22 protein-coding genes are annotated in these 21958 nt (G+C 64.5%); 11 read left to right on the forward strand and 11 right to left on the reverse strand.

Translation table 11 applies throughout. The features are described from left to right. Positions 1 to 49: 49 nt before the first annotated feature. From sorB to hemE, 4 genes are all read right to left on the reverse strand, one after another. Positions 50 to 379, reverse strand: a complete 330-nt coding sequence (gene sorB, locus PBR20603_RS14695; RefSeq protein ID WP_150560254.1) for a SorB family sulfite dehydrogenase c-type cytochrome subunit — start codon at positions 377 to 379, stop codon at positions 50 to 52. A 14-nt stretch (positions 380 to 393) separates the two neighbouring features. After that, entirely contained in the window at positions 394 to 1707 is a 1314-nt protein-coding gene (gene sorA / locus PBR20603_RS14700) for a SorA family sulfite dehydrogenase catalytic subunit (protein WP_246174688.1), read from the reverse strand. A 129-nt stretch (positions 1708 to 1836) separates the two neighbouring features. Beyond that, on the reverse strand, positions 1837 to 4326 hold the full coding sequence (locus PBR20603_RS14705) for a primosomal protein N' (protein ID WP_150560255.1): 2490 nt from the start codon (positions 4324 to 4326) through the stop codon (positions 1837 to 1839). A 395-nt stretch (positions 4327 to 4721) separates the two neighbouring features. Next, entirely contained in the window at positions 4722 to 5792 is a 1071-nt protein-coding gene (gene hemE / locus PBR20603_RS14710; RefSeq protein WP_281356013.1) for a uroporphyrinogen decarboxylase, read from the reverse strand. A 238-nt stretch (positions 5793 to 6030) separates the two neighbouring features. Here hemE and PBR20603_RS14715 point away from each other — a divergent pair, with 238 nt between their 5' ends. Continuing rightward, positions 6031 to 6861 carry a transporter substrate-binding domain-containing protein gene (locus PBR20603_RS14715; protein ID WP_150560257.1) on the forward strand — a complete coding sequence of 277 codons (831 nt, stop codon included), beginning with the start codon at positions 6031 to 6033 and terminating at the stop codon, positions 6859 to 6861. An 11-nt stretch (positions 6862 to 6872) separates the two neighbouring features. On the opposite strand, the gene PBR20603_RS14720 is transcribed toward PBR20603_RS14715, so the two are convergent. The 4 genes from PBR20603_RS14720 to PBR20603_RS14735 form a co-directional block, all read right to left on the reverse strand. Beyond that, on the reverse strand, positions 6873 to 7811 hold the full coding sequence (locus PBR20603_RS14720; protein ID WP_150560258.1) for an alpha/beta hydrolase: 939 nt from the start codon (positions 7809 to 7811) through the stop codon (positions 6873 to 6875). Between the two features lie 83 nt (positions 7812 to 7894). Next, the gene (locus tag PBR20603_RS14725) at positions 7895 to 8368 is read right to left on the reverse strand and encodes a CoA-binding protein (protein WP_150560259.1); all 474 of its coding nucleotides are present in this window, start codon (positions 8366 to 8368) and stop codon (positions 7895 to 7897) included. 721 nt (positions 8369 to 9089) lie between these two features. After that, positions 9090 to 9878 (reverse strand): 2-oxo-tetronate isomerase, encoded by a 789-nt coding sequence (gene otnI / locus PBR20603_RS14730; RefSeq protein WP_150560260.1) that lies wholly within the window; start codon positions 9876 to 9878, stop codon positions 9090 to 9092. 56 nt (positions 9879 to 9934) lie between these two features. Continuing rightward, positions 9935 to 10441 (reverse strand): energy transducer TonB family protein, encoded by a 507-nt coding sequence (locus PBR20603_RS14735; protein ID WP_174977924.1) that lies wholly within the window; start codon positions 10439 to 10441, stop codon positions 9935 to 9937. Positions 10442 to 10779: 338 nt separating this feature from the next. Here PBR20603_RS14735 and arsC point away from each other — a divergent pair, with 338 nt between their 5' ends. Then, a complete protein-coding gene (gene arsC / locus PBR20603_RS14740) occupies positions 10780 to 11136 on the forward strand; it encodes an arsenate reductase (glutaredoxin) (RefSeq protein ID WP_150560262.1) in 357 nt (118 codons plus the stop codon). Positions 11137 to 11215: 79 nt separating this feature from the next. Here arsC and PBR20603_RS14745 read toward each other — a convergent pair whose 3' ends face one another. Both PBR20603_RS14745 and PBR20603_RS14750 read right to left on the reverse strand, forming a co-directional pair. Then, positions 11216 to 11950: a 3'-5' exonuclease family protein gene (locus tag PBR20603_RS14745; RefSeq protein ID WP_246174691.1), complete on the reverse strand. Its 735-nt coding sequence runs from the start codon at positions 11948 to 11950 to the stop codon at positions 11216 to 11218. A gap of 8 nt (positions 11951 to 11958) precedes the next feature. Further along, positions 11959 to 12615, reverse strand: a complete 657-nt coding sequence (locus PBR20603_RS14750; protein WP_150560264.1) for an MBL fold metallo-hydrolase — start codon at positions 12613 to 12615, stop codon at positions 11959 to 11961. Between the two features lie 296 nt (positions 12616 to 12911). Here PBR20603_RS14750 and PBR20603_RS24605 point away from each other — a divergent pair, with 296 nt between their 5' ends. The 4 genes from PBR20603_RS24605 to PBR20603_RS14770 all read left to right on the forward strand — a co-directional run bounded on the left by PBR20603_RS24605 (position 12912) and on the right by PBR20603_RS14770 (position 16839). Next, positions 12912 to 13478, forward strand: a complete 567-nt coding sequence (locus PBR20603_RS24605) for a septal ring lytic transglycosylase RlpA family protein (RefSeq protein WP_425495817.1) — start codon at positions 12912 to 12914, stop codon at positions 13476 to 13478. 439 nt (positions 13479 to 13917) lie between these two features. Further along, positions 13918 to 14904 carry an ABC transporter substrate-binding protein gene (locus tag PBR20603_RS14760; RefSeq protein WP_150560266.1) on the forward strand — a complete coding sequence of 329 codons (987 nt, stop codon included), beginning with the start codon at positions 13918 to 13920 and terminating at the stop codon, positions 14902 to 14904. Between the two features lie 229 nt (positions 14905 to 15133). Continuing rightward, on the forward strand, positions 15134 to 16042 hold the full coding sequence (locus PBR20603_RS14765) for an ABC transporter permease (protein WP_150560267.1): 909 nt from the start codon (positions 15134 to 15136) through the stop codon (positions 16040 to 16042). Positions 16043 to 16044: 2 nt separating this feature from the next. Continuing rightward, the gene (locus PBR20603_RS14770; protein ID WP_150560268.1) at positions 16045 to 16839 is read left to right on the forward strand and encodes an ABC transporter ATP-binding protein; all 795 of its coding nucleotides are present in this window, start codon (positions 16045 to 16047) and stop codon (positions 16837 to 16839) included. 131 nt (positions 16840 to 16970) lie between these two features. Here the strand turns inward: PBR20603_RS14770 and rsmI are convergent, their stop codons facing one another. Beyond that, positions 16971 to 17855: a 16S rRNA (cytidine(1402)-2'-O)-methyltransferase gene (rsmI, locus tag PBR20603_RS14775; protein WP_150560269.1), complete on the reverse strand. Its 885-nt coding sequence runs from the start codon at positions 17853 to 17855 to the stop codon at positions 16971 to 16973. A gap of 95 nt (positions 17856 to 17950) precedes the next feature. Between rsmI and PBR20603_RS14780 the strand changes: the two genes are divergently transcribed. From PBR20603_RS14780 to PBR20603_RS14800, 5 genes are all read left to right on the forward strand, one after another. After that, positions 17951 to 18304, forward strand: a complete 354-nt coding sequence (locus PBR20603_RS14780) for a YraN family protein (RefSeq protein WP_150560270.1) — start codon at positions 17951 to 17953, stop codon at positions 18302 to 18304. Between the two features lie 145 nt (positions 18305 to 18449). Beyond that, positions 18450 to 19037 carry a phosphoheptose isomerase gene (locus tag PBR20603_RS14785; RefSeq protein WP_150560271.1) on the forward strand — a complete coding sequence of 196 codons (588 nt, stop codon included), beginning with the start codon at positions 18450 to 18452 and terminating at the stop codon, positions 19035 to 19037. Positions 19038 to 19155: 118 nt separating this feature from the next. Continuing rightward, the gene (locus PBR20603_RS14790) at positions 19156 to 19929 is read left to right on the forward strand and encodes a BON domain-containing protein (RefSeq protein ID WP_150560272.1); all 774 of its coding nucleotides are present in this window, start codon (positions 19156 to 19158) and stop codon (positions 19927 to 19929) included. 35 nt (positions 19930 to 19964) lie between these two features. Continuing rightward, on the forward strand, positions 19965 to 20456 hold the full coding sequence (locus PBR20603_RS14795) for a c-type cytochrome (RefSeq protein ID WP_150560273.1): 492 nt from the start codon (positions 19965 to 19967) through the stop codon (positions 20454 to 20456). Positions 20457 to 20466: 10 nt separating this feature from the next. Next, positions 20467 to 21762 carry an NAD(P)/FAD-dependent oxidoreductase gene (locus PBR20603_RS14800; protein WP_150560274.1) on the forward strand — a complete coding sequence of 432 codons (1296 nt, stop codon included), beginning with the start codon at positions 20467 to 20469 and terminating at the stop codon, positions 21760 to 21762. Positions 21763 to 21958: the final 196 nt, after the last annotated feature.

The following is a 21958-nucleotide window of genomic DNA, read 5'->3' on the forward strand; positions in this document are numbered from 1 at the left end:
TCAATATTAGGGTTGCACCTCATGCCGTCGCAGGTACGCAGGCCGGGTACTACTTCGAATCGTTACCGTACGCGGCGCCCAGATACTCGGAGATCAGCTTGACCTGATCTTCGGGAATGGGTGCGCCGTACACCTTCACCATTTTCGTGACTTCGGCGCTCCAGAAGGCCGCGGGCATCGGCGGCTGGCTGTTGATGTAATCGACCGAGTGGCACATGACGCACCATGCGCTGGCCGACTGATGGCCGGCGAGCGTCGAGGCCTTCAGTTGCGAGGTCTCCTGCGGCAGCTTGATGTCGAGCGCGTAGGCGGGAGCGACGGCCAGGCCGAGCAGTGCGGCCGCACAAGTCGCAAGGTGCGCGAACTTCGAAACGTTCATGATCGTCCCTCGTCTCATGCCGCGATCACGCGCACGGTTTCCACCCCGTTGCGCAGATAGCCGGCCGGATTCCACAGCGATTGCAGCGGTTGCGAGACCCCTGCGCGATTGGTCGCTCTTACCTTCAATGCGTACTCGCCGGGTTGCGGTGGCGTGAAAGACGCCGTCCACTCGCGGAACGAATACTTCGACAACTCGTTGCCCAGTTGCGCGGCCTGCCATGTCTGGCCGCCGTCGGCCGAGAACTGCACGTCGCGAATGCCTTCGCCGCCATCGAACGCGATGCCGCGCACGCGCAGCGCCTTGCCCGCCGCCACGCGTTGGCCGTCGGTATGGCTGGTGACGAACGAGCGCACGGTGAAGCGCCCGATCGGTTTGGTCTTCTCCGGCGCTTTGCCAGGGGCGACACAATTGCAGTCGTTGTCGGGAATGCGGTACGCCGTGGCCATCCAGAAGCCGTCGAACACTTTGTCGATGACGTTGATGTCCGCCAGATGCTTCACCCAGTACGTGCCGTAGTAGCCCGGCACCACCAGCCGCACCGGAAAGCCGTTGAGCATCGGCAGATCCTGGCCGTTCATGGCGAACGCGACCATCACTTCGCCATCCATCGCGTGATCGAGGTCGAGCGCTTTCACGAACTCGGGCGTTGCCGGGACGATCGGCCGGTCAAGGCCTTCGAACGTGACTTGCTTCGCACTGGACGACACGCCGGCTCGCTCGAGAATTCGCTTGAGCGGAATGCCGCGCCAGCGCGCGTTGCCCATCGCCCCGTTGGCGATCTGCCCGCCGCCGACGCGCGGTTCGAAGAAGCCGCGGCTGTTGCCCGAACATTGGTGCACCGCCACGATTTCCACGGGCGCACCAAAGTCCTTCTTGAGCGATGCCAGCGAGATGTCGAGCGGCTTGGCGACGCTGCCACCCACGCGAATCCGGTGTTTCGCCGGATCGATGTCGGTCGGAATGCCGGCAAGGTGATAGCGCACGAAGAACGCATCGTTCGGGGTGATCAGCCCGTCATTGAAGACTTCGAACGGCGTTTCCAATTGCGGCGGACGCGCCGTCAGCCGGATCAGCGGCCGCTTCTGCGGATACGCGACGAGTTCGCGCTCGCCGTTCGCGAACGGCAGCGTGACCGTCTGCGGTGCGGCCGTGGCGGCAAGCACGTCGAGGGCGCGTCCGGCAAGACTGGCCCCGACGCCCAGTGCACCGGCACGTCGCAGGAAGCGGCGGCGCGAGACTTCGGCCAGCGGCGATTCGGCAGGGATGAGGGACGGTGTAGCGATGTGCGGCGCCGTGGGGGCGGCGCTTCGGTCGTGCGACTTCATCGGATGTCTCCTGTAGGACTTCTTATCTTGCGGATGACGTGAATCGTGCGACGTGCGGCGTTCGGCTAATGGCCGCATCGTCGGAGATTCTGATGAAGTTGTCAAATTTCCGGAACGCTATATACCGATTTATATTTCGAGCGGGTCGACTTCGAGATGCCAGCGCACGGGGGCCTTGAGTGCGCGCAGCTCGCCCATCCAGCGCGTCAGGAAGCGTTGAAGCGCGCCCCGATGCGCACTCTCGACCACGAGCTGTGCGCGCTCGGTGCCTGCGATCCGGACCATGGTCATCGGCACCGGATCCCACAGCGAGATGCGCGGGTCGTTCAACGCCGGGGAGGCGGCGATTTCGCGAGCTTGCTTCAGGAACGTCATCGCCTCGTCGAGACGCCGCGCTTCGGCGCGCAGCAGCGCCTGGTGGGTGTACGGCGGCAGCAGGGCGACGCGGCGTTCTTCCAGTTGCTGCGCCGCGAAGCCCGCGTAGTCGTGACGCATTAGCGAGGCGAACAACGGGTGCGACGCGTAACGTGTCTGGATCAGCACGTCGCCCGGGCCGTCGGCGCGGGCTGCCCGGCCGGCGCGTCCGGCCACCTGCATCAGTTGGGCGAAGAGACGTTCGGCCGCGCGGAAGTCGTGCGAGAACAGGGCACTGTCGGCGTTGACCACGCCCACGAGCGTGACGTTACGGAAGTCGTGCCCCTTGGCGACCATCTGCGTGCCGATCAGGATGTCGACTTCGCCCGCGTGCACCTGCGCGAATAGCGCCTGTGCGCTGCCTTTGCGGCGCGTGCTGTCGGCGTCGATGCGGGCGAGCCGTGCGTCGGGGAAATGCTCGGCGAGCGCTTCTTCGATGCGCTGTGTGCCGCGTCCCAGCGGGGCGAGATCCTGATTGCCGCAGTCGGGGCATGCATGCGGAATGCGCGACTCGGCACCGCAGTGATGGCAACGCAGCCGCCGCTCGGGCTTGTGCAACACCATGTGCGCGCTGCATCGGCGGCAGTCGCTGATCCAGCCGCACGCATCGCAATTGAGCACCGGAGCGTAGCCGCGACGGTTCAGGAACAGCAGGCTTTGTTCGCCCGCTTCGCGTCGCGCGCGAATGGCCGCGAGCAAGGGTTGCGACAGCCCCTCATGCACCGCCCGCTGACGCTTGCGCTCGATCTCCATGTCGATGAGCGAGACGCGCGGCAGCACGGCGTCGGGCGTGGCGCGCTCGGGCATCGCGAGGCGAACGTAGCGGCCCTGCTCGGCGCGTCGCCAGCTATCGAGCGACGGTGTGGCAGAGCCGAGGACAACGGGGATGCGCAGCCGGTTCGCGCGCCAGATGGCCAGGTCGCGCGCCGAGTAGCGCAGCCCTTCCTGTTGCTTGTAGGACGGATCGTGCTCTTCGTCGACGACGATCAGGCGCAGGTGCGGCAACGACGCCATCACCGCGAGCCGGGTGCCGAGCACGATGCGGGCCTCGCCGCGATGCGCCGCGAGCCAGTGCCGGGCGCGCTCGCCTTCGGCCAGTCCGCTGTGCAGGGTGACGAGCGCCTCGTCGGGGAATCGCTTGCGGAAGACGCCTTCGAGCTGTGGCGTCAGGTTGATTTCAGGCACGAGGACGAGCACCTGCGCGTCGCGCCGACCGCGATGGTGAAGGGCTTCGGCGACTGCGCGCAAATAGACTTCCGTCTTGCCGCTGCCGGTCACGCCATAGAGCAGGAACGGCGCGCAGGCAGGGCCGTCACTGGCTTGAACGTCGCCGTCCGGCGGTGTGTGATCGAGCCGCTGGGCCCCGGCCGCCTCGAGCGCATCGTGGATGGCCGCGACGGCATCTGCCTGTCCGGCAGTGAGCGTTTTGGTGGTGCCGGGAGCGTCTTCGGCGATGGGATAGGCGTCGGCGCCGGCTTCCCCTCGACCCACGCTTGGTTCGCAGTCCGCTTTGTCCACTTCGCCCGCTTCGCCCGCTTCGGCGGCATCGCGCATGGCTTCATGGAACGGCACGGTTTCGACGACGACCCATCCCGCGGTGGCCCACTGTTTGAGTACGTCGGCGGCTTTCGAGCAAAGCGCCTTTGCCTCATCGGCATCGAGCGTGCCCGCTTGCGCAAGGCCCTCGGCCAACCGGCGCTGCGCGCGCAGCCGGGCGGGCACGTTGTCTATGAGCGTCGTCAGGGCGCCATCGGCAATCCGGTAACGTTGCACACCCCGCTGGGCGAGCAGTCGCGGCCAGCGCATCGGCGTGCGCAGATGGCCCGGCACGGCCGGCAGCGCCACCTCGCCGATGCCCCGCTGGTAGTAGCGCGCCGCGAATTGCATCAGGTCGCGCCAGTCGCCGCCAAGCGGTGGCAATTCGTGCCAGACGGACGTCACGTCGCGCAGCTTTGCCGGGTCGACTTCGCTGCGCTGCGTCAATTCCCAGACAACACCCACCACCTGTCGGCGTCCGAACGGCACCTGCACCAACTGACCGGGGCTCGCGGCCTGATCGAGCCGGTAGTCGAACAACGTCAGAAGGGGCGTGTCGAGCGCCACACGGGCGATCGCCGGCGTACCGGTGCGCGGCTTGGCTACCGGAGATGGCGCATCGTCGGTCGATGCGAGAGACGGTTCGGACAGGTCGTCGGTGCGGGTCAAACTTAAAGTAAATCCTGAGAAGTCTCAGTAAACCCCGGATTTGAGTCGGCTTTCCGGTGGACTCGAAACGCTTGTGGATAACTATGTTGAGAACTGTGGGGATTATCGCTCGCCAGCCTCGCCCCACGGCCCTCACAGCGCGTAATGCCTCGACTTCACGAGAATTAAAAATGCTTTTTGATCAATAGCTTATGAACAACGTCGAAGGGGCGTCTCCGTTCACTCTCACTTGCGGCGGCGCAGCGAGAATTTGTGCATAAGTCTTCGGGACAACTCCGCAAATTGGAGGGGTTATTCAACCGGGTTTCCCTTGACATTCCCCGCTTGAAACGGCGGTTGGGTTGGCAGGGCGAAATACCCTGCGAACCCGCGCCACTGCTTGCAGGCGTGCCCGATTACGCCGTCTGGCGAAGGTTTCGGCTATAGCTATGCACTTCGTCGACGAGCGCGGCAACGTGTTCGGGTGGGGTGAACTGCGAAATGCCGTGGCCGAGATTGAAGACGTGACCCGGCGCATTGCCGTAGGCATCGAGCAGGCGGCGCACTTCCGTACGAATGGCCTCGGGCGATGCAAAGAGGGCGGTCGGGTCGAAATTGCCTTGCAGTGCACAACGATCGCCCACACGGCGGCGCGCGGCCGCGAGATCGACGGTCCAGTCGAGACCGATCGCATCGGGGCCGGTGTCGGCAATGGCTTCGAGCCACTGACCGCCACCCTTGGTGAAGACGATGTGCGGAATCCGCGCGCCGTTCCATTCTCGATGCACGCCTGCGAGCGCCTTTTGCATATAGGCGAGCGAGAACCGTTGGTAGAGACCGTCGGCCAGCGCGCCCCCCCAGGTGTCGAACACCATGATGGCCTGCGCACCCGCTTCGATCTGCGCGTTGAGATAAGCGGCGACGGCGCGGGCGTTGGTCTCGAGGATGTGCGTCATCAGGTCGGGGCGCTCGTACATCATCGTCTTGACGGTACGGAAGTCGGCCGAGCCGGCTCCTTCGACCATGTAGCACGCGAGCGTCCACGGGCTGCCCGAGAAGCCGATCAGCGGCACGCGCCCGTTCAGTGCGCGGCGGATTTCGCTCACGGCGTCGAACACGTAACGCAAGCTGTCGAGGTCAGGCGCCTGCAGGCGGCGCACGTCGTCTTCGGTGCGCAGCGGACGCGCAAAGCGCGGCCCTTCGCCCGCTTCGAACGACAGGCCGAGGCCCATGGCGTCGGGAATGGTGAGGATGTCCGAGAACAGGATGGCGGCGTCGAGCGGGAAGCGCTCGAGCGGCTGCAGCGTGACCTCGGTGGCGTAGGCGGGGTTCTTGGCCAGGGCCAGGAAGCTGCCGGCCTTGGCACGGGTGGCGTTGTATTCGGGCAGGTACCGGCCCGCCTGGCGCATCAGCCAGATCGGCGTGTACTCGGTCGGCTGGCGCAGCAGGGCGCGCAGGAAAGTATCGTTTTGCAGAGCTTGGGACACGTCGCGGCGGTGGGTTGGATGATTGGGGCAAGCGGCCATTTTACTCGGGTATCCCGGGGCCGGTCGCTTTGCGGGCTGTTATGCCGCACATAAGGCGTGCGCAGCGTGACGACTCGGTTCGCCGGCGGTTGTGTGGTGGAGGTTGGCGTCGGACAAGCGAGTCATTAGTATTAAGTCCCACGAGCTGTGTCGCACAGCTCGCACAATTCGTGCGTCATAACACCACTAGGAGACAAGCATGAAAGTCATGATGACGGCCGCCCGCGCGGCCCTCATGGCGGGGGCGGCGCTCGCCGCTTCCACCGCGATCACCGTTCACGCCCAATCGGCCGCCGCCGTCAGTCCGGGCGCGCCCCCCGCTGTGCACTCCCGGCTCGACGACATCGTGAAATCGGGCACGTTGCGCGCCTGCGCGACCGGCGACTACAAGCCCTACACGTATCGCCGCCCGGACGGTCAGTTCGAGGGTATCGATGTGGACCTGGTCGCCTCGCTTGCGAAATCGCTCGGGGTGAAGCCGGTGATCGTGCCTACGACGTGGAAAGGGCTGATGGATGACTTCACGGCCGGAAAGTGCGATATCGCGGTCGGTGGCATCTCCGTCACGCTCGATCGTGCGGCGCGCGCTTATTACAGCAGCGTTGTCATGGTCGACGGCAAATCGCCGATCGTGCGCTGCACCGACGTGGCGAAGTATCAGACGCTCGCCGATCTGAATCAGCCCAGCACGCGTGCCATCGCCAATCCGGGCGGCACGAACGAACGTTTCGCCCGTCAGTACCTGCCCAAGGCCACCCTCACGATCTATCCCGACAACGTCACGATCTTCCAGCAGATCGCCGACGGCCGTGCCGATGTGATGGTCACGGACTCGTCCGAAACCCTGCTGCAGCACAAACTCATTCCGTCACTCTGCCCGGTCAACCCCGACAAGCCGCTTCAGTTCGGAGAGAAGGCCTATCTGATTCCGCGCGGCGACGACATCTTCAAGCAATACGTCGACCAGTGGCTCAACCTTGCGCAGAAGACCGGGGAGTATCAGGCGGTCGTGGACAAGTGGCTCAAGTGACGGCGCAGGGGTCAGCCCAGCCAGTCGCGCAGACGCTGCGCGGCGTCGTGCATGACCAGTCTCGCTTGCGGGACGAACGGCTGTAACCTTGCGAAGCTATGCGTCAGGCCGGGCGCTTCAATGATCTCTGCCCGGCCACCCGACTGCGCCACGAACTGAGCGTACGACACCGCTTCGTCATGCAACGGGTCGTATTCAGCCGCAATTACCAGCGCGTTCGGCAGCGGGTGACGTGGGGCTTGCGCCGTCAGATTGATGCGCACGTCGTCCGCCGACGGCACCGTGCCGCTCAGGAATTCGCGCCAATACCAACGCATTTCGTCCCGCGTCAGGCCCACGCCGTTCGCCAGACGTTCGTAACTCGGCGTATCGAACCGGTGCTGCACTACCGGGTAGATCAGCAATTGCGCGCCAACGATCCCCGGATGCCAATCGTTGAACCACGCGGCCGCCTGCGCTGCCAGATGACCGCCGGCGCTGTCGCCCGCCACGGCCAGACGATCGACGCTCACGCCCAGCCGTGCTCGTTGCTCTGCCGCCCAGGCCAGCGCCTCGCGCGCGTCGTCGACGGGCGCCGGGAACGGATGCTCGGGCGCCAGCCGGTAGTCGACACTGAGCACCGCGACATCGCCGTCCTGCGCGAGGAAAGCGGCCAGCGTGCCGTGTGTGTCGACGTCGCCGACCACCCAGCCCCCGCCGTGGAAGTACACGACGAGCGGCACTTCGCGGTCGACCGGACGATACAACCTGGCTCGCAGATGGCGCCCCGGCAGCGGAATCTCGAAGGTCTCGCTACGCAATCCGGCGGGTAACGGGCGCAAGGCCTCGCTGGCAACGGTGGCGAACGAGGCACGCACGGCTTGCGCGCTCGGCATGTCAGCGTCGGCGCGAGCAGGGTACTTGCGCGCCATTTGGTCGTAGTAGGCGAGAAGATCGGCGTCGATGGTCATGTCAGCAGGCGCTTGGCGCGAAGTCGTTAAGAGGAGAAGACAGCGGGAGAAGACAGCATGGCTTCGTTTCGGAAACGGCTGACTCAGCGACGATTGGCTTGCGTGGAGGCGACGCCTCCCTGCATCTGCCAGCGCTGGTGTTCGATCTTGACGCAGCGATCCATCACGACATCGAGCCCTGCCGCCAGTGCGAAGGCCGCGGCTTCGTCGTTCTCGATGCCCAACTGCATCCATAAACTGTTGGCGCCAATGGCCACGGCTTCCTGCGCGATCGGGGGAATGTCGCCGCTGCGGCGGAAGCAGTCGACCATCTGTATCTGAACGCCTTCGGCGCGCAGCGCCTCGGCGGCGTCGGTCAGACTTGCATAGACGGTCTCGCCAAGAATCTTCTCGCGGGCGTCGGCAGCCTGCGGATTGACCGGCACGATCCGGTACCCCTGCTGCTGCATATAGCGAGACGTGGTGTAGCTCGGCCGGTCGGGCCGCGGCGACAAACCCACCACCCCGATTACGCGGTCGCGCGTCAGTATCTGCCCCAGACGTTCAATGGTTTCCATGCGGGTGCGGCCCCGTCCGGGCCGGTGCTGTCGTTGGACGAAATTCTTGCTCTCGGTGCGCCGCCGATCCGCGACGATGGCGCGCCCGTATCGCAGACGCCCACTTTGTTGCCACGCACAAAGAATGAACTTAGCACATTGCGGAAGGGGGTGTGAAACGCGCCGGCACGGGGTGGGCGCAAGCATCGGTGTGTCTTCGCGTCGCGCGTCGTCGATGCTTCGTCCGGCAAGTTAATCAGGATGGCGAACTAATGGGTGGTTTTTCCGTCACTCATGAAGTCCTTGCCCGGCAAGGCACAGCGCTGAATCGCGCAGGGTATGTAACGCCCGAGGTGTTACAACCTGAAACACTTTGTTACCCCTCGCGCCATACGTTTCCACCACAATGCATCTCAACGCTGACGTGCTTATCCCCCGGTAACACGGCAGCGCGACTGTATCGGCAGAAGGCGTCCCCCGGCGCAATTTGCAACGCAATTCGATGCAGTGCTCCGAATCTGGTCTCCTCGCGCTAACCCCGTAGCGTGTGGTTTTGGCGGGCCCGTGTGTCCCGCCATTTTTTTTGCCTGCGACGACCTACATCTTTCCTAACCCTTTCTCCGACATTCCCCAGGATTGCTTCGCTCTCCGATTAGTTTTCGGAAATCGATTGATTCCTGCGTAAATTAACGCCCGCATTGCCGGTCGCGGGTCGGGATTGGCGGTGAAGCGGCCCGATAGCTCAACGAGTGGCTCTGAGCCACGGTTTGAGCCACCCGAGCCCGTCGCGCGTTGCGCCCTGTGGCCGGTATTCGCACCCGATCCATCCCGCGTAGCCCAGTTCGTCGATCAGACGGAACAGGAACGGATAGTTGACTTCGCCGGTGTCCGGTTCGTGACGCGCTGGGACGCCCGCCACCTGCACGTGTCCGACGTTCGCAATGTGCTGCCGCAGCTTGACCGCGAGATCTCCTTCGACGATCTGGCAGTGATACGCGTCGAACTGCACCTTGAGATTGCTGGCGCCGAGTTCCTGACGAATGGCATGCGCCTGGTCTTGACGCGTGAGGAAATAGCGGGGGAAGTCGCGCGGATTGATCGGTTCGATGAGGATCGTGACGCCATGCGCGGCGGCTTGTCCGGCCGCGTAAGCGAGGTTATCGAGGTAGACCGCGCGGCAGCGCTCGGGTGACGCCGAAGCGTCGGGGCATCCGGCCATCACATGCAACTGACGGCAGCCAAGCGCGTCGGCGTAGTCGAGCGCCAGTTCGAGCCCGTCGCGAAATTGCGCCTCACGCCCCGGCAGGGCCGCCAGCCCGCGCTCGCCGCTTGCCCAGTCGCCAGCCGGCGCATTGAACAGCACCTGCGTCAGCCCTGCATCGTCCAGACGTGCCCGAATCTCTTGCGCCGGATGGTCGTAGGGGAACAGGAATTCCACGCCTCGGAAGCCATCGCTCGCCGCCTCGCGAAAACGGTCCAGGAACGGTACTTCCTGATAAAGCAGAGTCAGGTTCGCGGCAAATCGCGGCATCAGAATCTCCATCGCCCAAGCGGGCCGGGCAGGGTGGGGCTATGCCCGTCACAATATCACTCCCCATCGATCTGAGGCGCCGCCACGCTGCGCAACTGGAAGCGGCCGTCGTTGTTGAAGAGCCAGGTTTCGACGGCTCTCACGCGTCCGCTGCTGTCGACCAGCGCCCGGCTGGGTGCCGGTAACGGGCTGGCCCGTCGCAGGCTCGCCACGGCGATGCGTTCCGCTTCGCGGTCGCCGTTGCTGCGATAGAGCGCCACGCTCGTCACGTTCCCGCTGCGGTCCACCCAGTACTCGAGCGATACCACCGAGCGCAACATCGGCTGCGGATTGCCCGGTGTGATCTCCTTCGCGTTGACTTCGGTCACACGCTGCGCCGCGACAATCTTGTACTGATCCAGCGCCAAGGCCGGCGTCTGACCGGGTGTCAGGTTGAGGACGAGCGGTTTTTTGGGTCCGAAATCCGGATTGGCACATCCGGCAACGGCCAGAACACTGGCGACGACGGTGAGCCATGCGGCGGCGTACGGCGCCGCATGGCACCTTGCAGGTTGCGTACTCATGCACTGTCTCCCGCAACGTTCGCGACACGATGCTTGTTTTTCACGTCCTTGCGCGGCGCGTGTTGTCGCAAAGCCGGGTCGTGCGACATACATTGCGCTCTCTCCCTATCTTAGGTGGCCCATGCGTGTCGCGCAGCGCGGTTAACACGTAGCGTCCTGCGGCGGCGCGTACGCCGGACGATGCTTGAAGTTGAGCGGGCGCCAGGAAGATGCAGCCAGCGCTGCTGCCGAGGGCCCCGGGTAGCGTCATCCGGCGATAGCATGCATACTCCGAGCGCACGTTCCAGGCGTGAACGACGATGCCGCGCCGGACACTTTTTGCATGCAATGGAGTCACCATGATTACCGTGTATCACAACCCGCGTTGTTCGAAATCGCGCGAAGCGCTCGCCCTCGTCGAGGGTTCGTCGGCTGTGGGTGGCAGCGATCTGCAAATCATCGAGTATCTGAAAACACCGCCGAAACTCGCCGAACTCAAGCGTTTGCACACGCTGCTGGACGTGCCCGTGCGAGAGATGATCCGCAGCAACGAAGCCGAGTACGCGGCGCTGGGGCTGGCCGATACGGCGCTGACCGACGACGCGTTGCTCGCCGCCGTGGCGGAGCACCCGAAGCTGCTGCAGCGCCCTATCGTGGTCAACGGCGACAAGGCCGTGATTGCGCGTCCGCCGGAGCTGGCAAGCAGCGTTCTGTGAGCGCACGGCATCGGTAGCGAGCGCGTTGTGCGCGTGCCTGTGATGCCGTGTGCGGTGGTTTGCGGTGGTTTGCGCGGGTTCAGCCGTGCGCCGCGCTGTCCTTGCCGGGGCCGGTGTCGGGCGACTCGGCTTGCGTTGCCGCAGCAGCGGCTGACCCGAACACGGGGGCGTCGGCGTTGGCCGTGAGCCCTGCACCGCGCCAGCCCGGGAGCTCTGACAACGTCTTCTGCTGCTCACGCAACTCGGCGAGCATGTTGCAGAAGAGGGCGCCTTGTTCGAGTGCATCGTCGAGCGCCACGTGGGTGTGCGGCAGCGGGTCCAGCCAGACCTGCGGCAGACGCGGCTTGATGCACTTTCGGTAGGGCATGCCGGTCATGGCGAATGCGAGCGTCTTGATATCGAGCGCCGACCACGAGAACGGGCAACGGCCGACGAAACGCATCATGTACCAGAACATGAACGTGAAATCGAACCCGGCCGGGTAAGCGACGAACACCGGTTTGCCCGGCAGCTTCTCCACCCACTTCACATACGCCTTGAGCGCCTTGGCCGGATCTTCCGGATCGACGCGGCAAGCGGCCCACGCCTCGGGCTCGGTCTTCCACCATTTCATTGTCAGCGGATGCCCCTTCGCATCCGGCAGACACTCGAGGTTGGCGCTGAACGTGCCGATCAGTTCCTTATCCGCCGTGTAGGCCGCCGATGCGAAGCTCAGCATCGAATGCGGACCCGGGATCGGGCCGTCTGCCTCGACATCGGTGCTGACGAAAATCTCCTCGTCGACGGGAATGATGCGCGAGGGCGTGCGGGACATTGCCTGACTCATACACGGCTCCGGGCGAGCACGGCGTCGGCGACGTACGGGTTGGTCTGACGTTCCTGACCGAACGTGGAGACAGGGCCGTGCCCCGGAATGAACGTCACGTCGTCACCGAGCGGCCAGAGCTTGTCGCGGATCGAGGCGATCAGATCGGCATGGTTGCCACGGGGGAAGTCGGTGCGGCCGATGGAGCCGGCGAACAGCACGTCGCCCACGCAGGCCAGACGCTCCTGCGCCGAGAAGAACACCACGTGACCCGGCGTATGACCCGGGCAGTGGAGCACGTCGAGGGTCACATCGCCAAACTGGACGGTGTCGCCGTCCTCCAGCCAGCGATCAGGCGTGAACGGTTCGGGCTTGGGAAAGCCGAAGCGTGCGCTTTGCGCCTCGAGCTGGTCGATCCAGAAGGCGTCGTCCCGATGGGGGCCTTCGATCGGCACGTCGTACTTCGCGGCCAGTGCGCCCGCACCACCGCAATGGTCCAGATGGCCGTGTGTCAGGAAGATCTTCTCGAGCGTCACGCCCTGGCGCTCGATCTCGCCCGTGATCCGGTCGATATCGCCGCCAGGGTCGACCACGGCGGCGCGCTTCGTCGCATCGCAAACGAGCAGGGTGCAGTTTTGCTGGAAAGGTGTGACAGGAATCAGGGTGACGTTCATGAGTTATCGGGGACGCGGTTTTCGCTATTGTAATTCGGCCCGGGGTGCCGCCGCCCGGTTGTGCTGTGCAAGACCGATGCGTCGGCCGTGTGCCGGGCGTGCGCCACAAGAGAGCGCCGGGGTAGTCAAAGCGGGCTCGGCCGTCTTGACTGCCAAAGTGCGGTAACGCTTTGTAAACAAGTCTCAGCGTGTAAGTGAACGCTCGCTGATGGGTTGATTTTGACGACGTGTTAGACTTGCGGCCTATGCGAACACGCGACATGCTCACACGGTTCGCGGTTGGTTGCGTCCTCCCCTTGACGTTGACAGCCTGCACAACGCCGCTCGAACCCCCCAGCCAAACGGCTGCCGCCTCTTCGGCGACAGGCGAGCGCACCCGTGCGCGCGAAGCCAATGCACCGGTCGGCTCGAGCTTCGATCTGCATTGGCCGGGCCGGGCGTATCGCAACGAAGGCCTCAATCCCGGCGACCCCGATGCGCCGGAGCGCGATGGGGAAGCGCGTCTGCGCGCCGATGCCGGTACGTTCTATCAGACGGGGATGGCGTCTTGGTACGGCAAGAAGTTTCACGGCCGCCGCACGGCGACCGGCGAAGCCTTCGACATGAACGAACCGACTGCCGCGCACCCGACCTTGCCGCTGGGCAGCTTCGCGCTGGTGCGCAACGTTGCCAACAACAAGACCGTCGTCGTCAAAATTAACGATCGCGGCCCCTACACGCGCAGTCGCATCATCGATCTGTCCTTTGGCGCGGCCAAGCAACTCGAATTCGTTCGTGCCGGGCATGCCAAGGTCGAAATTCGCCGCCTCTCCCGTAGCGAAGTCGCCGCCCTCGGTCTGGACGACAACAGCAACGCGCCCTGACGCGCACCCAGGTGTGGCCGGCCGCCGCCCTTCATTCCCGAACACCCCTCTGAATCCCGCCGGAACCCATTCAAAAAATGGGACGCTGTTTGCACGTTTGTTGTGCAGAAACGTGTATTGCGGGGCCGGATCGGCCCAGTGTTGCGCTTTTCGGCGTATCTCATTGGTTGAACGCATCGCATGAACGTGCGCACTTCCTATCATGGGCGACCGAATCGACTATTTTTTTTCCGATTGCCGCATAAATCTGCCAGCGTTTAGGCGCAATCCGATGTTCTGCGGGCCTCCGGGGAAGTTGCGTTGGCAACCGTTGTTCGCTGCCGGGGATGTGGGTAGACTGTGCCCCACGCGCAGGTGCACGCTTTGTGTGCATCCGAATGAGGCCCGCTGAGACTCGGGCACGGCGCACCTATCAAAAAGCATTCCTGGAGGAGTTTTGATGTCGACAATGGGCAAACATGCCAAGCGCACTTTGCTGTGCGCCGTGGCCGCAGCGTTGTTGGGGACGACCGGCGCGGCATTCGCGCAAGCCACGAAGTCGGTGGCCGTGCTCGCTATCGTGGAGCACCCGGCACTCGACGCCATTCGTGATGGCGCGCGCGACGAACTCAAGGCGGAAGGTTACGAGGTCGGCAAGAACCTCAAGTGGGAATATCAGAGCGCGCAGGGCAACGTCGGCACGGCCGCACAGATCGCCCGCAAGTTCGTGGGCGACAAGCCGGACGCGATCATCGGCATCGCCACGCCGACGGCTCAGGCCGTGGCTGCCGCCACCAAGTCCGTGCCGCTCGTGTACTCGGGCGTGACCGATCCGGTCGCGGCACAGTTGGTCAAGAGCTGGGAGCCGTCGGGCACCAACGTGACCGGCGTGTCCGACAAGCTGCCGCTGGACAAGCAGATTGCCCTGATCAAGCGCGTCGTGCCGAACGCCAAGCGCGTGGGCATGGTGTACAACCCGGGCGAAGCCAATTCGGTCGTGGTCGTCAACGAGTTGAAGAAGCTGTTGCCCGCCGCCGGCCTGACGCTGGTCGAAGCCGCTGCACCGCGTACCGTCGACATCAGCTCGGCGGCCAGCAGCCTGGCCGGCAAGGTCGACGTGATCTACACGAACACGGACAACAATGTCGTGTCGGCGTATGAATCGCTGGTGAAGGTGGCCAACGACCGCAAGATCCCGCTGGTCGCGTCGGATACCGACAGTGTGAAGCGCGGTGCCATTGCGGCACTGGGCATCAACTACTACGACCTCGGCCGTCAGACCGGCAAGGTGGTCGGCCGTATCCTGAAGGGCGAGAAGCCGGGGGCGATCGCTTCGCAGACCAGCTCGAATCTGGAACTGTTCGTGAATACGGCAGCGGCGGCCAAGCAAGGTGTGACGCTGTCGGACGATCTGGTGAAGGAAGCCAAGACGGTCATCAAGCAGTAAAGCGCGTGACACCGGTGAAGCAGGCGAGAGCCTGCGGCACCGGCGAGCGACAGGGCGGCGCCCGGACACGATCTGTCCCCGCCGCTCTTTTCCTATCGAATGGGTGGGACGGCTCCCCCCGAATGCGGTCGCACAACGACCGGCTATGACCCGAACTGGCCTATGTCGGCCGTGCGAGCGCTGATGCCGAGACCCGGCATGGGCTGTCTTGCGCAGTGGAATTACGAAAATGTCCCTTTTTTCTATGATGGGCGCTCTGGAGATCGGTCTGATCTTCAGCCTCGTGGCGCTCGGGGTGCTGATTTCCTTCCGCATCCTCAATTTTCCCGATCTGACCGTTGACGGCAGTTTCGCGCTTGGCGGCGCGGTAGCGGCCACGCTGATCGCTGGCGGCACCAACCCGTTTGCGGCAACCGTCGCGGCGATGGCGGCTGGCGCGCTGGCGGGCTTCATCACGGGCTGGCTCAACGTGCGTCTGAAGATCATGGATCTGCTTGCCAGTATCCTGATGATGATCGCGCTCTATTCGGTGAACCTGCGTGTGATGGGGGCGCCGAACGTGCCGCTGATCACGTCGCCGACGGTCTTCACGATGATCCTGCCCGAGAACGCCCCGAACTGGCTGCCGGACTATGTGTTGCGTCCGCTGCTTCTGCTGGCGGTGGTGGTCGTGGTGAAGCTCGGCCTCGATTACTTCTTCTCGTCGCAGCAAGGGCTCGCCATGCGCTCGACGGGCGCGAATTCGCGTATGGCGCGCGCGCAGGGGGTGAACACCGGTCATGAGATTCTGGCCGGCATGGCGCTGTCGAATGCGCTCGTGGCGCTCGCCGGCGCATTGTTCGCGCAGTCGCAGGGCGGCGCGGACATTTCGATGGGGATCGGTACCATCGTGATCGGTCTGGCGGCGGTGATCATCGGCGAGACGATTCTGCCGGCACGACGCCTCATTCTCACGACGCTGGCGGTGGTGGTGGGGGCGGTGCTGTACCGCTTCTTCATCGCGCTGGCGCTCAATAGCGATTTCATCGGTCTGAAGGCGCAGGACCTCAACTTGGTGACGGCCTTGCTCGTGGCGGTGGCACTGGTGCTGCCGGCAACGCGTCGCAAGCTGTTTGCCCGCAAGAACGGAGGTGCCTGATCATGTTGAGCGCAAAAGACCTCAAGATCACTTTCAACCCGGGCACGCCCATCGAGAACCGCGCGCTGCGCGGCATGTCGCTGGACATTCCGACGGGCCAGTTCGTCACGGTCATTGGTTCGAACGGTGCGGGCAAGTCCACCTTCCTGAACGCGATCAGCGGTGACCTGTCGGTGGATTCGGGCACGATTTCCATCGATGGCAACGACGTCACGAAGAAGACGGCGTGGCAACGTGCGAGCCAGGTGGCGCGTGTGTTTCAGGATCCGATGGCGGGAACGTGCGAGGCGCTGACCATCGAGGAAAACATGGCGTTGGCGGTCAAGCGCGGCGAGCGCCGGAGTTTCCGCTTTGCGTTGAACCGCGAGTTGCGTGAGCGGTTCCGCGAGAAGTTGAGCCTGCTCAATCTCGGCCTGGAAAACCGGCTCTCGGACCGTATCGGGTTGCTCTCGGGCGGCCAGCGTCAGGCGGTGAGTCTGTTGATGGCGTCGTTGCAGCCGTCACGGATTCTGTTGCTGGACGAGCATACGGCGGCGCTGGACCCGAAGACGGCCTCGTTTGTGCTGGAACTGACGGCGCGCATCGTGCAGGAGAGCAAGCTGACGGCGATGATGGTCACGCACAGCATGCGTCAGGCACTCGATTACGGCGACCGCACGGTGATGCTGCATCAGGGCAAGGTCGTGCTGGACGTGTCGGGCGACGAGCGCAAGGGGCTGGACGTGCCCGATTTGCTGCAGATGTTCGAACGCACGCGCGGCGAACAACTCGACGACGATGCGCTGCTGCTGAGCTGATCGTCGGATCGGAATGAAAAAGCCCGCTTCGGCGGGCTTTTTTTATGGAGCGGCGCTTGGGCGAACGGAGAAACGACTGTCGGAAACCTCTGATTCCTGACGCCCCCGACACCGCTGCTCGCGCCCGGGGATCAACCGTTTTTCAGTGCCAGCGCGCGTTCATAAAGTGCGTTCTTGGGGGCTCCGGTAATCGCCGCCGCGAGCTTGGCGGCGCTTTTCGTCGGCAGCTCGGCCACGAGCAGGGCAAGGATGCGCTGCGCTTCCGCGTCCACGCCATCTCCACTCGCGCTCGCGGTCGCACCGGAGACCGCCAACACGAATTCACCACGCTGGCGGTTTGCGTCCGCCTTCAGCCACGCCACGCCGTCGCGCAGTGCACACTCGTGAATGTCTTCGAAGCGCTTGGTCAACTCTCGCCCGATCAACAGTCGCCGCTCGCCGCTGAGGCCTTCCGCCAGGGCGGCGACCGTCTCAACGATCCGGTGCGGCGCTTCGTAGAACACCTGCGCCGATGTCGAACTCGCGAGCGCCGCAATTGCCTGAGCCCGTTGCTGGGCTTTCGCAGGCAGAAATCCCACAAACGTGAACGTCTCCACCCACGCGCCGGCCGCCGAGAGCAGCGTGATCACCGCGCTCGCACCGGGCACCGGCATTACGCCGAGTCCTGCCGCCCGCACCGCATCGACCAGCCGCGCGCCCGGGTCCGAGATGCCGGGCGTGCCCGCATCCGAAATGTAGGCAATGCGCTCACCACTGCGCAGGCGTTCGACGAGCCGCGTCGCCGCTTCGTTTTCGTTGTGTTGATGGGCCGCAATCAACGGTTTGTCGATGCCATACCGCTGGAGCAACTGCGCGCTGTTGCGCGTATCTTCACAGGCGATGGCGTCGACCATGCCGAGGATGTGGAGCGCCCGCACGGTGATGTCGGCGGTATTGCCCAGCGGCGTGGCCACGACATAGAGGGTGCCGGCGGGGTAATGCTGGCCCTCGGCCAGCGACATCAGACGCTCATCCATGGCATTGGGCTCCCGCAAACGAAGGCGTCGCCTCGCGAGGCGTGCGGGCGTGGGTAACACCGGCATCGCCGGTCACGGTAAACATCGGAACAACCATGTCGAATCAGCTTGGAGAATCGTTCGAGGGCCGCGCGCAGACGCTGCTGGAGCGGCGCGGCTGGCGGCTTGTCGCGCGCAACTATCGCTGTCGCGGCGGTGAAATCGACCTCATTATGCGGGATCGCGCGGGCGTGCTGGTATTCGTCGAGGTGCGCGCGCGCGCACGCAGCGACTTTGGCGGCGCCGCAGAGAGCATCACGCGTACCAAGCGACGCCGTCTCGCGCTGGCCGCCCGGCACTATCTGTTGCGGCGTCCGGCGGGGCGTTGCCGCTTCGATGTCGTGGCGTTCGACGGTCGCCCGCCGGTGGCCCGCTGGCTGCCCGATGCCTTTCGCGCCGACGATTGCTGACGAAACCCGTGTCCCCCGGCCCTGTTACACTTGCGAAAGTGCCGTTTTCTAGACAAACGGCCTGTCAACGCCGGCCGGCGCGGGTGAGTGCCCATGGCACTTCCAAGCGAGGCCGGCAGCTTTTGCGACACCCTGGCAAACGACCATGTTGATCGAACGAATTCAGCAACACTTCACGGATAGCGTCGGAACCAAACTGGCGGCGCGCGACGCGCTGCCGGAATACATCGCCGCCGCAGCGGACGTCATGTTCGAAGCGCTGTCCAACGGCAACAAGATTCTCGCCTGTGGCAACGGTGGCTCGGCTGCCGACTGTCAGCACTTTGCGGCTGAACTCGTCGGCCGCTTCGAGCGTGAGCGTCCCGAACTGCCGGCCATCGCGCTGACCACGGACTCGTCGATCCTGACGGCTGTCGGCAACGACTACAACTTCGACGCCATCTTCTCGAAGCAGGTGCGCGCGCTCGGCCAAGAGGGCGACGTGCTGCTTGCCATCACCACGTCGGGCAATTCCAGCAATGTGCTCGCTGCCATTGAAGCCGCGCACGAGCGTGGCATGCATGTGGTCGCGCTCACCGGCAAGGGGGGCGGCAAGGTCAATGTCGTACTGGGCGAGCTGGACGTGCATATCTGCGTGCCGGCCGATCGCACCGCGCGAATTCAGGAAGTTCACCTGTTGACGATTCACTGTCTTTGCGACCTGGTCGACGCGATGCTGTTCGGCGAAGCGTGAACCTATTGTCGTCGTAAAGCGTCAAGATCATCACGGGCACCGGGTCGCGGGGGCGGACGGTGCCGGCTGAGTGCGGCGGGGGCCGCCCCGTTCGACCATCCAACAAGGAGAAAGCCCGATGAGTTTCCAACGCGTGGTTAAGCCGCTTGCCGCGGCAGCGTTGATTGTTGCAACCCTCGGCGGTTGCGCCCCCATCATTCTCGGCGGCGCCGCGACCGGCGCGCTGGTGGCCACCGACCGCCGCTCCGTCGGTGCGCAGACGGAAGACCGCGAAATTCAGGTCAAGGCCGAAGCCAACATTGCCAATACGCTGACCGACGACGCCGTGCATGTGAACGTGACCGTCTTCAACCGCCGCGTATTGCTGACCGGGGAAGTCCCGGACGACAAGAGCAAGCAGCGCGCGGTGGACATCGTCAAGCAGATCAGCAACGTGCGTGGCATTGTCGACGAACTTGCCGTCGGACCGAAGAGCTCCTTCGGCTCGCGCTCGAACGACGCCTGGATCACCAGCAAAGTGAAGGCCAATCTGATCAACACGAAGGAGATCTCGGCCAACGTCTTCAAGGTCGTCACCGAGCGTGGCGATGTGTACCTGATGGGCCTCGTTTCCGAAGAGGAAGGGCGTATTGCTGCCAATGTCGCGAGCCGGATCGACGGCGTGCAGAAGGTCGTCAAGCTTTACGAATATGTGAAGCCGGAAGAAGCGCAGCGCCTGTCGACCGAGGCGGCCAAGAACCCGGCGCCGGCGCAGGCGGACGACTCGAACGCCGCCACGGTCACGACCACGCCGATCGGCAATGACACCGTGACGGCCAAGCCGCTGTCCTCGCCCGCACCGATCAGCGACGGCCCCGTCAAGCCCGGCCCGTCGACCAAGACCGGTAACTGACGCCCGCACCCACGCCTCGGACACCCTCCGTGCGCATGCGTGCCGTCATCTGCCCAGTATTGAACCGCCGCAATCGCCACTATCGCCGCCGTCATCCGACGATCAGATGGACGATCGCGGCGGCGTTCGTTCTGATGCCTGCCGTGTGGTCTGGCGTCACGGGCACGGCGCTTGCCGCACCTGCCTCCGGCGTGCGCGCGGCGTCTCCTGTGTACGTCTCGCAGCCAGTCCCGCAGGCATCGCAACCCGACTGGCAGGCCCGCGACTGGGCGATGGCGTGCATGAGTTGTCATAATGCGTCCGCGCCGGTGAGCGCCGGCAAGGCAGTGCTGCCGACGCTGGAAGGCCGTCCGGTGACGGAACTCATGGCAGTGTTGCAAGCCATGCGTGACGGGCGTCGTCCCGCCACGCTGATGCCACAGCTCCTCAAAGGGTATCGCGACGACGAGTTACAGCGCATCGCCGCGTACTTCGCGGCGCAGCCGGCGGCCAAAGCGGCGCCGGCGCCCGCGCGTCAATCTCAATAGAGCGAACACGATGCGTCGCCGCGACTTTCTTCTCGGTTTGGGCTCTACGACGGCAATGGCCGGCGCAACCCATGCGTTGGCGGCACCGCTCTGGCCGACCCCGGTCAGGGCGCGCGCCCGTGTGGTCGTCATCGGCGGGGGATTCGGCGGCGCTACGGCCGCGAAGGCGCTACGTGTGCTCTCCGGCAATTCGATCGACGTCACCCTTGTTGAACCGAATCCGTCGTTTGTCTCTTCGCCGCTATCGAATCTCGTGGTCGGCGGGAATCTGCGTGTGAGCGACCTGACGGTGTCCTACGACCGGCTGGTTGCCCGACACGGCGTGGTCTGGCGACGCACGCGAGCCAGCGCCATCGACGCCGCCAAAAAGCAGGTGCAACTGGCCGACGGCGGCCGGCTTCCCTATGACAAGCTGATTGTTGCCCCCGGCGTATCGCTGCGCCGCGACGCCATTGCCGGACTCTCCGATCCGGCGATCCGCAACGCCTTGCCGGTAGGGTGGACCGATGCCGGGGAAAGCGCCGCGCTGCATGCGCGTCTGCGAGCGATGCCCGACGGCGGCGTGTTCGCCATCACGATTCCCGAGGCACCGTTTCGCTGCCCGCCCGCGCCGTATGAGCGAGCGTGTCAGGCGGCCGCATGGCTCAAGCAGCACAAGCCTGGCGCGAAGGTGCTCGTCTTTGACGCCAACGATCAGGTGCTCGCCGAAGCGGAGCAGTTCCAGGACGTTTGGCGCACGCAATATCCCGGAATTGTCGAGTATCACCCGCAGTTCAATTGCACTGACGTGACCATCGACGGTGCCAAGCAGATCGCACGCTTTGAACTGGGCGAGGAAGTCCGGGCCGACGTGCTCAACGTCATCCCGCCGATGCGGGCGGGCGATATCGCCGTGCAGAGTGGTCTGGCAACGGCCAACGGGCGATGGTGCGACGTCGATTTCCTGACGTTCGCCTCAAAGGCGCAATCCGACATTCATATTCTGGGCGACGCCATCCAGATCGCGCCGCAGATGCCCAAGTCCGGTCACATGGCCAACCAGCACGGCAAGGTTTGTGCCGCCGCCATCGTGGCCACGCTGTCCGGCCGCCCGGTCAATCCCGAACCGCTCTACAGCAACACCTGCTACACATTCGTGTCGGCAACCGAAGCGATGCACGTGGCAAGCGTGCACCGCTACGACGCGGCGCAGCACACCATGCTCCCGGTGCCGGGCACGGGGGGCGCGTCGCCACGCGCCACGCGAGACGAATTCACGCTGGGACTTGCATGGGCACAGGGTATCTGGGCGGATATGCTGGCCTGATGCGGATTCCGGCGGCATTCGCCATCGTCGAAATGCGTTTGGAGGAGAGGTTCTAAGCGACGCAAGGTACGTGCTACCAAAGGGCGCGATCCGGTTGTTGTGTGGGTGCCGCATCTCCCCGAATTCCCCCGTTGACGGGGCCTCACGCCTCTCGGTTACACTGGCCGCACGAAAAAATAAGCGTTGGGGGGCATAG

Source organism: Pandoraea bronchicola, from assembly GCF_902459805.1.
GTDB lineage: Bacteria > Pseudomonadota > Gammaproteobacteria > Burkholderiales > Burkholderiaceae > Pandoraea > Pandoraea bronchicola.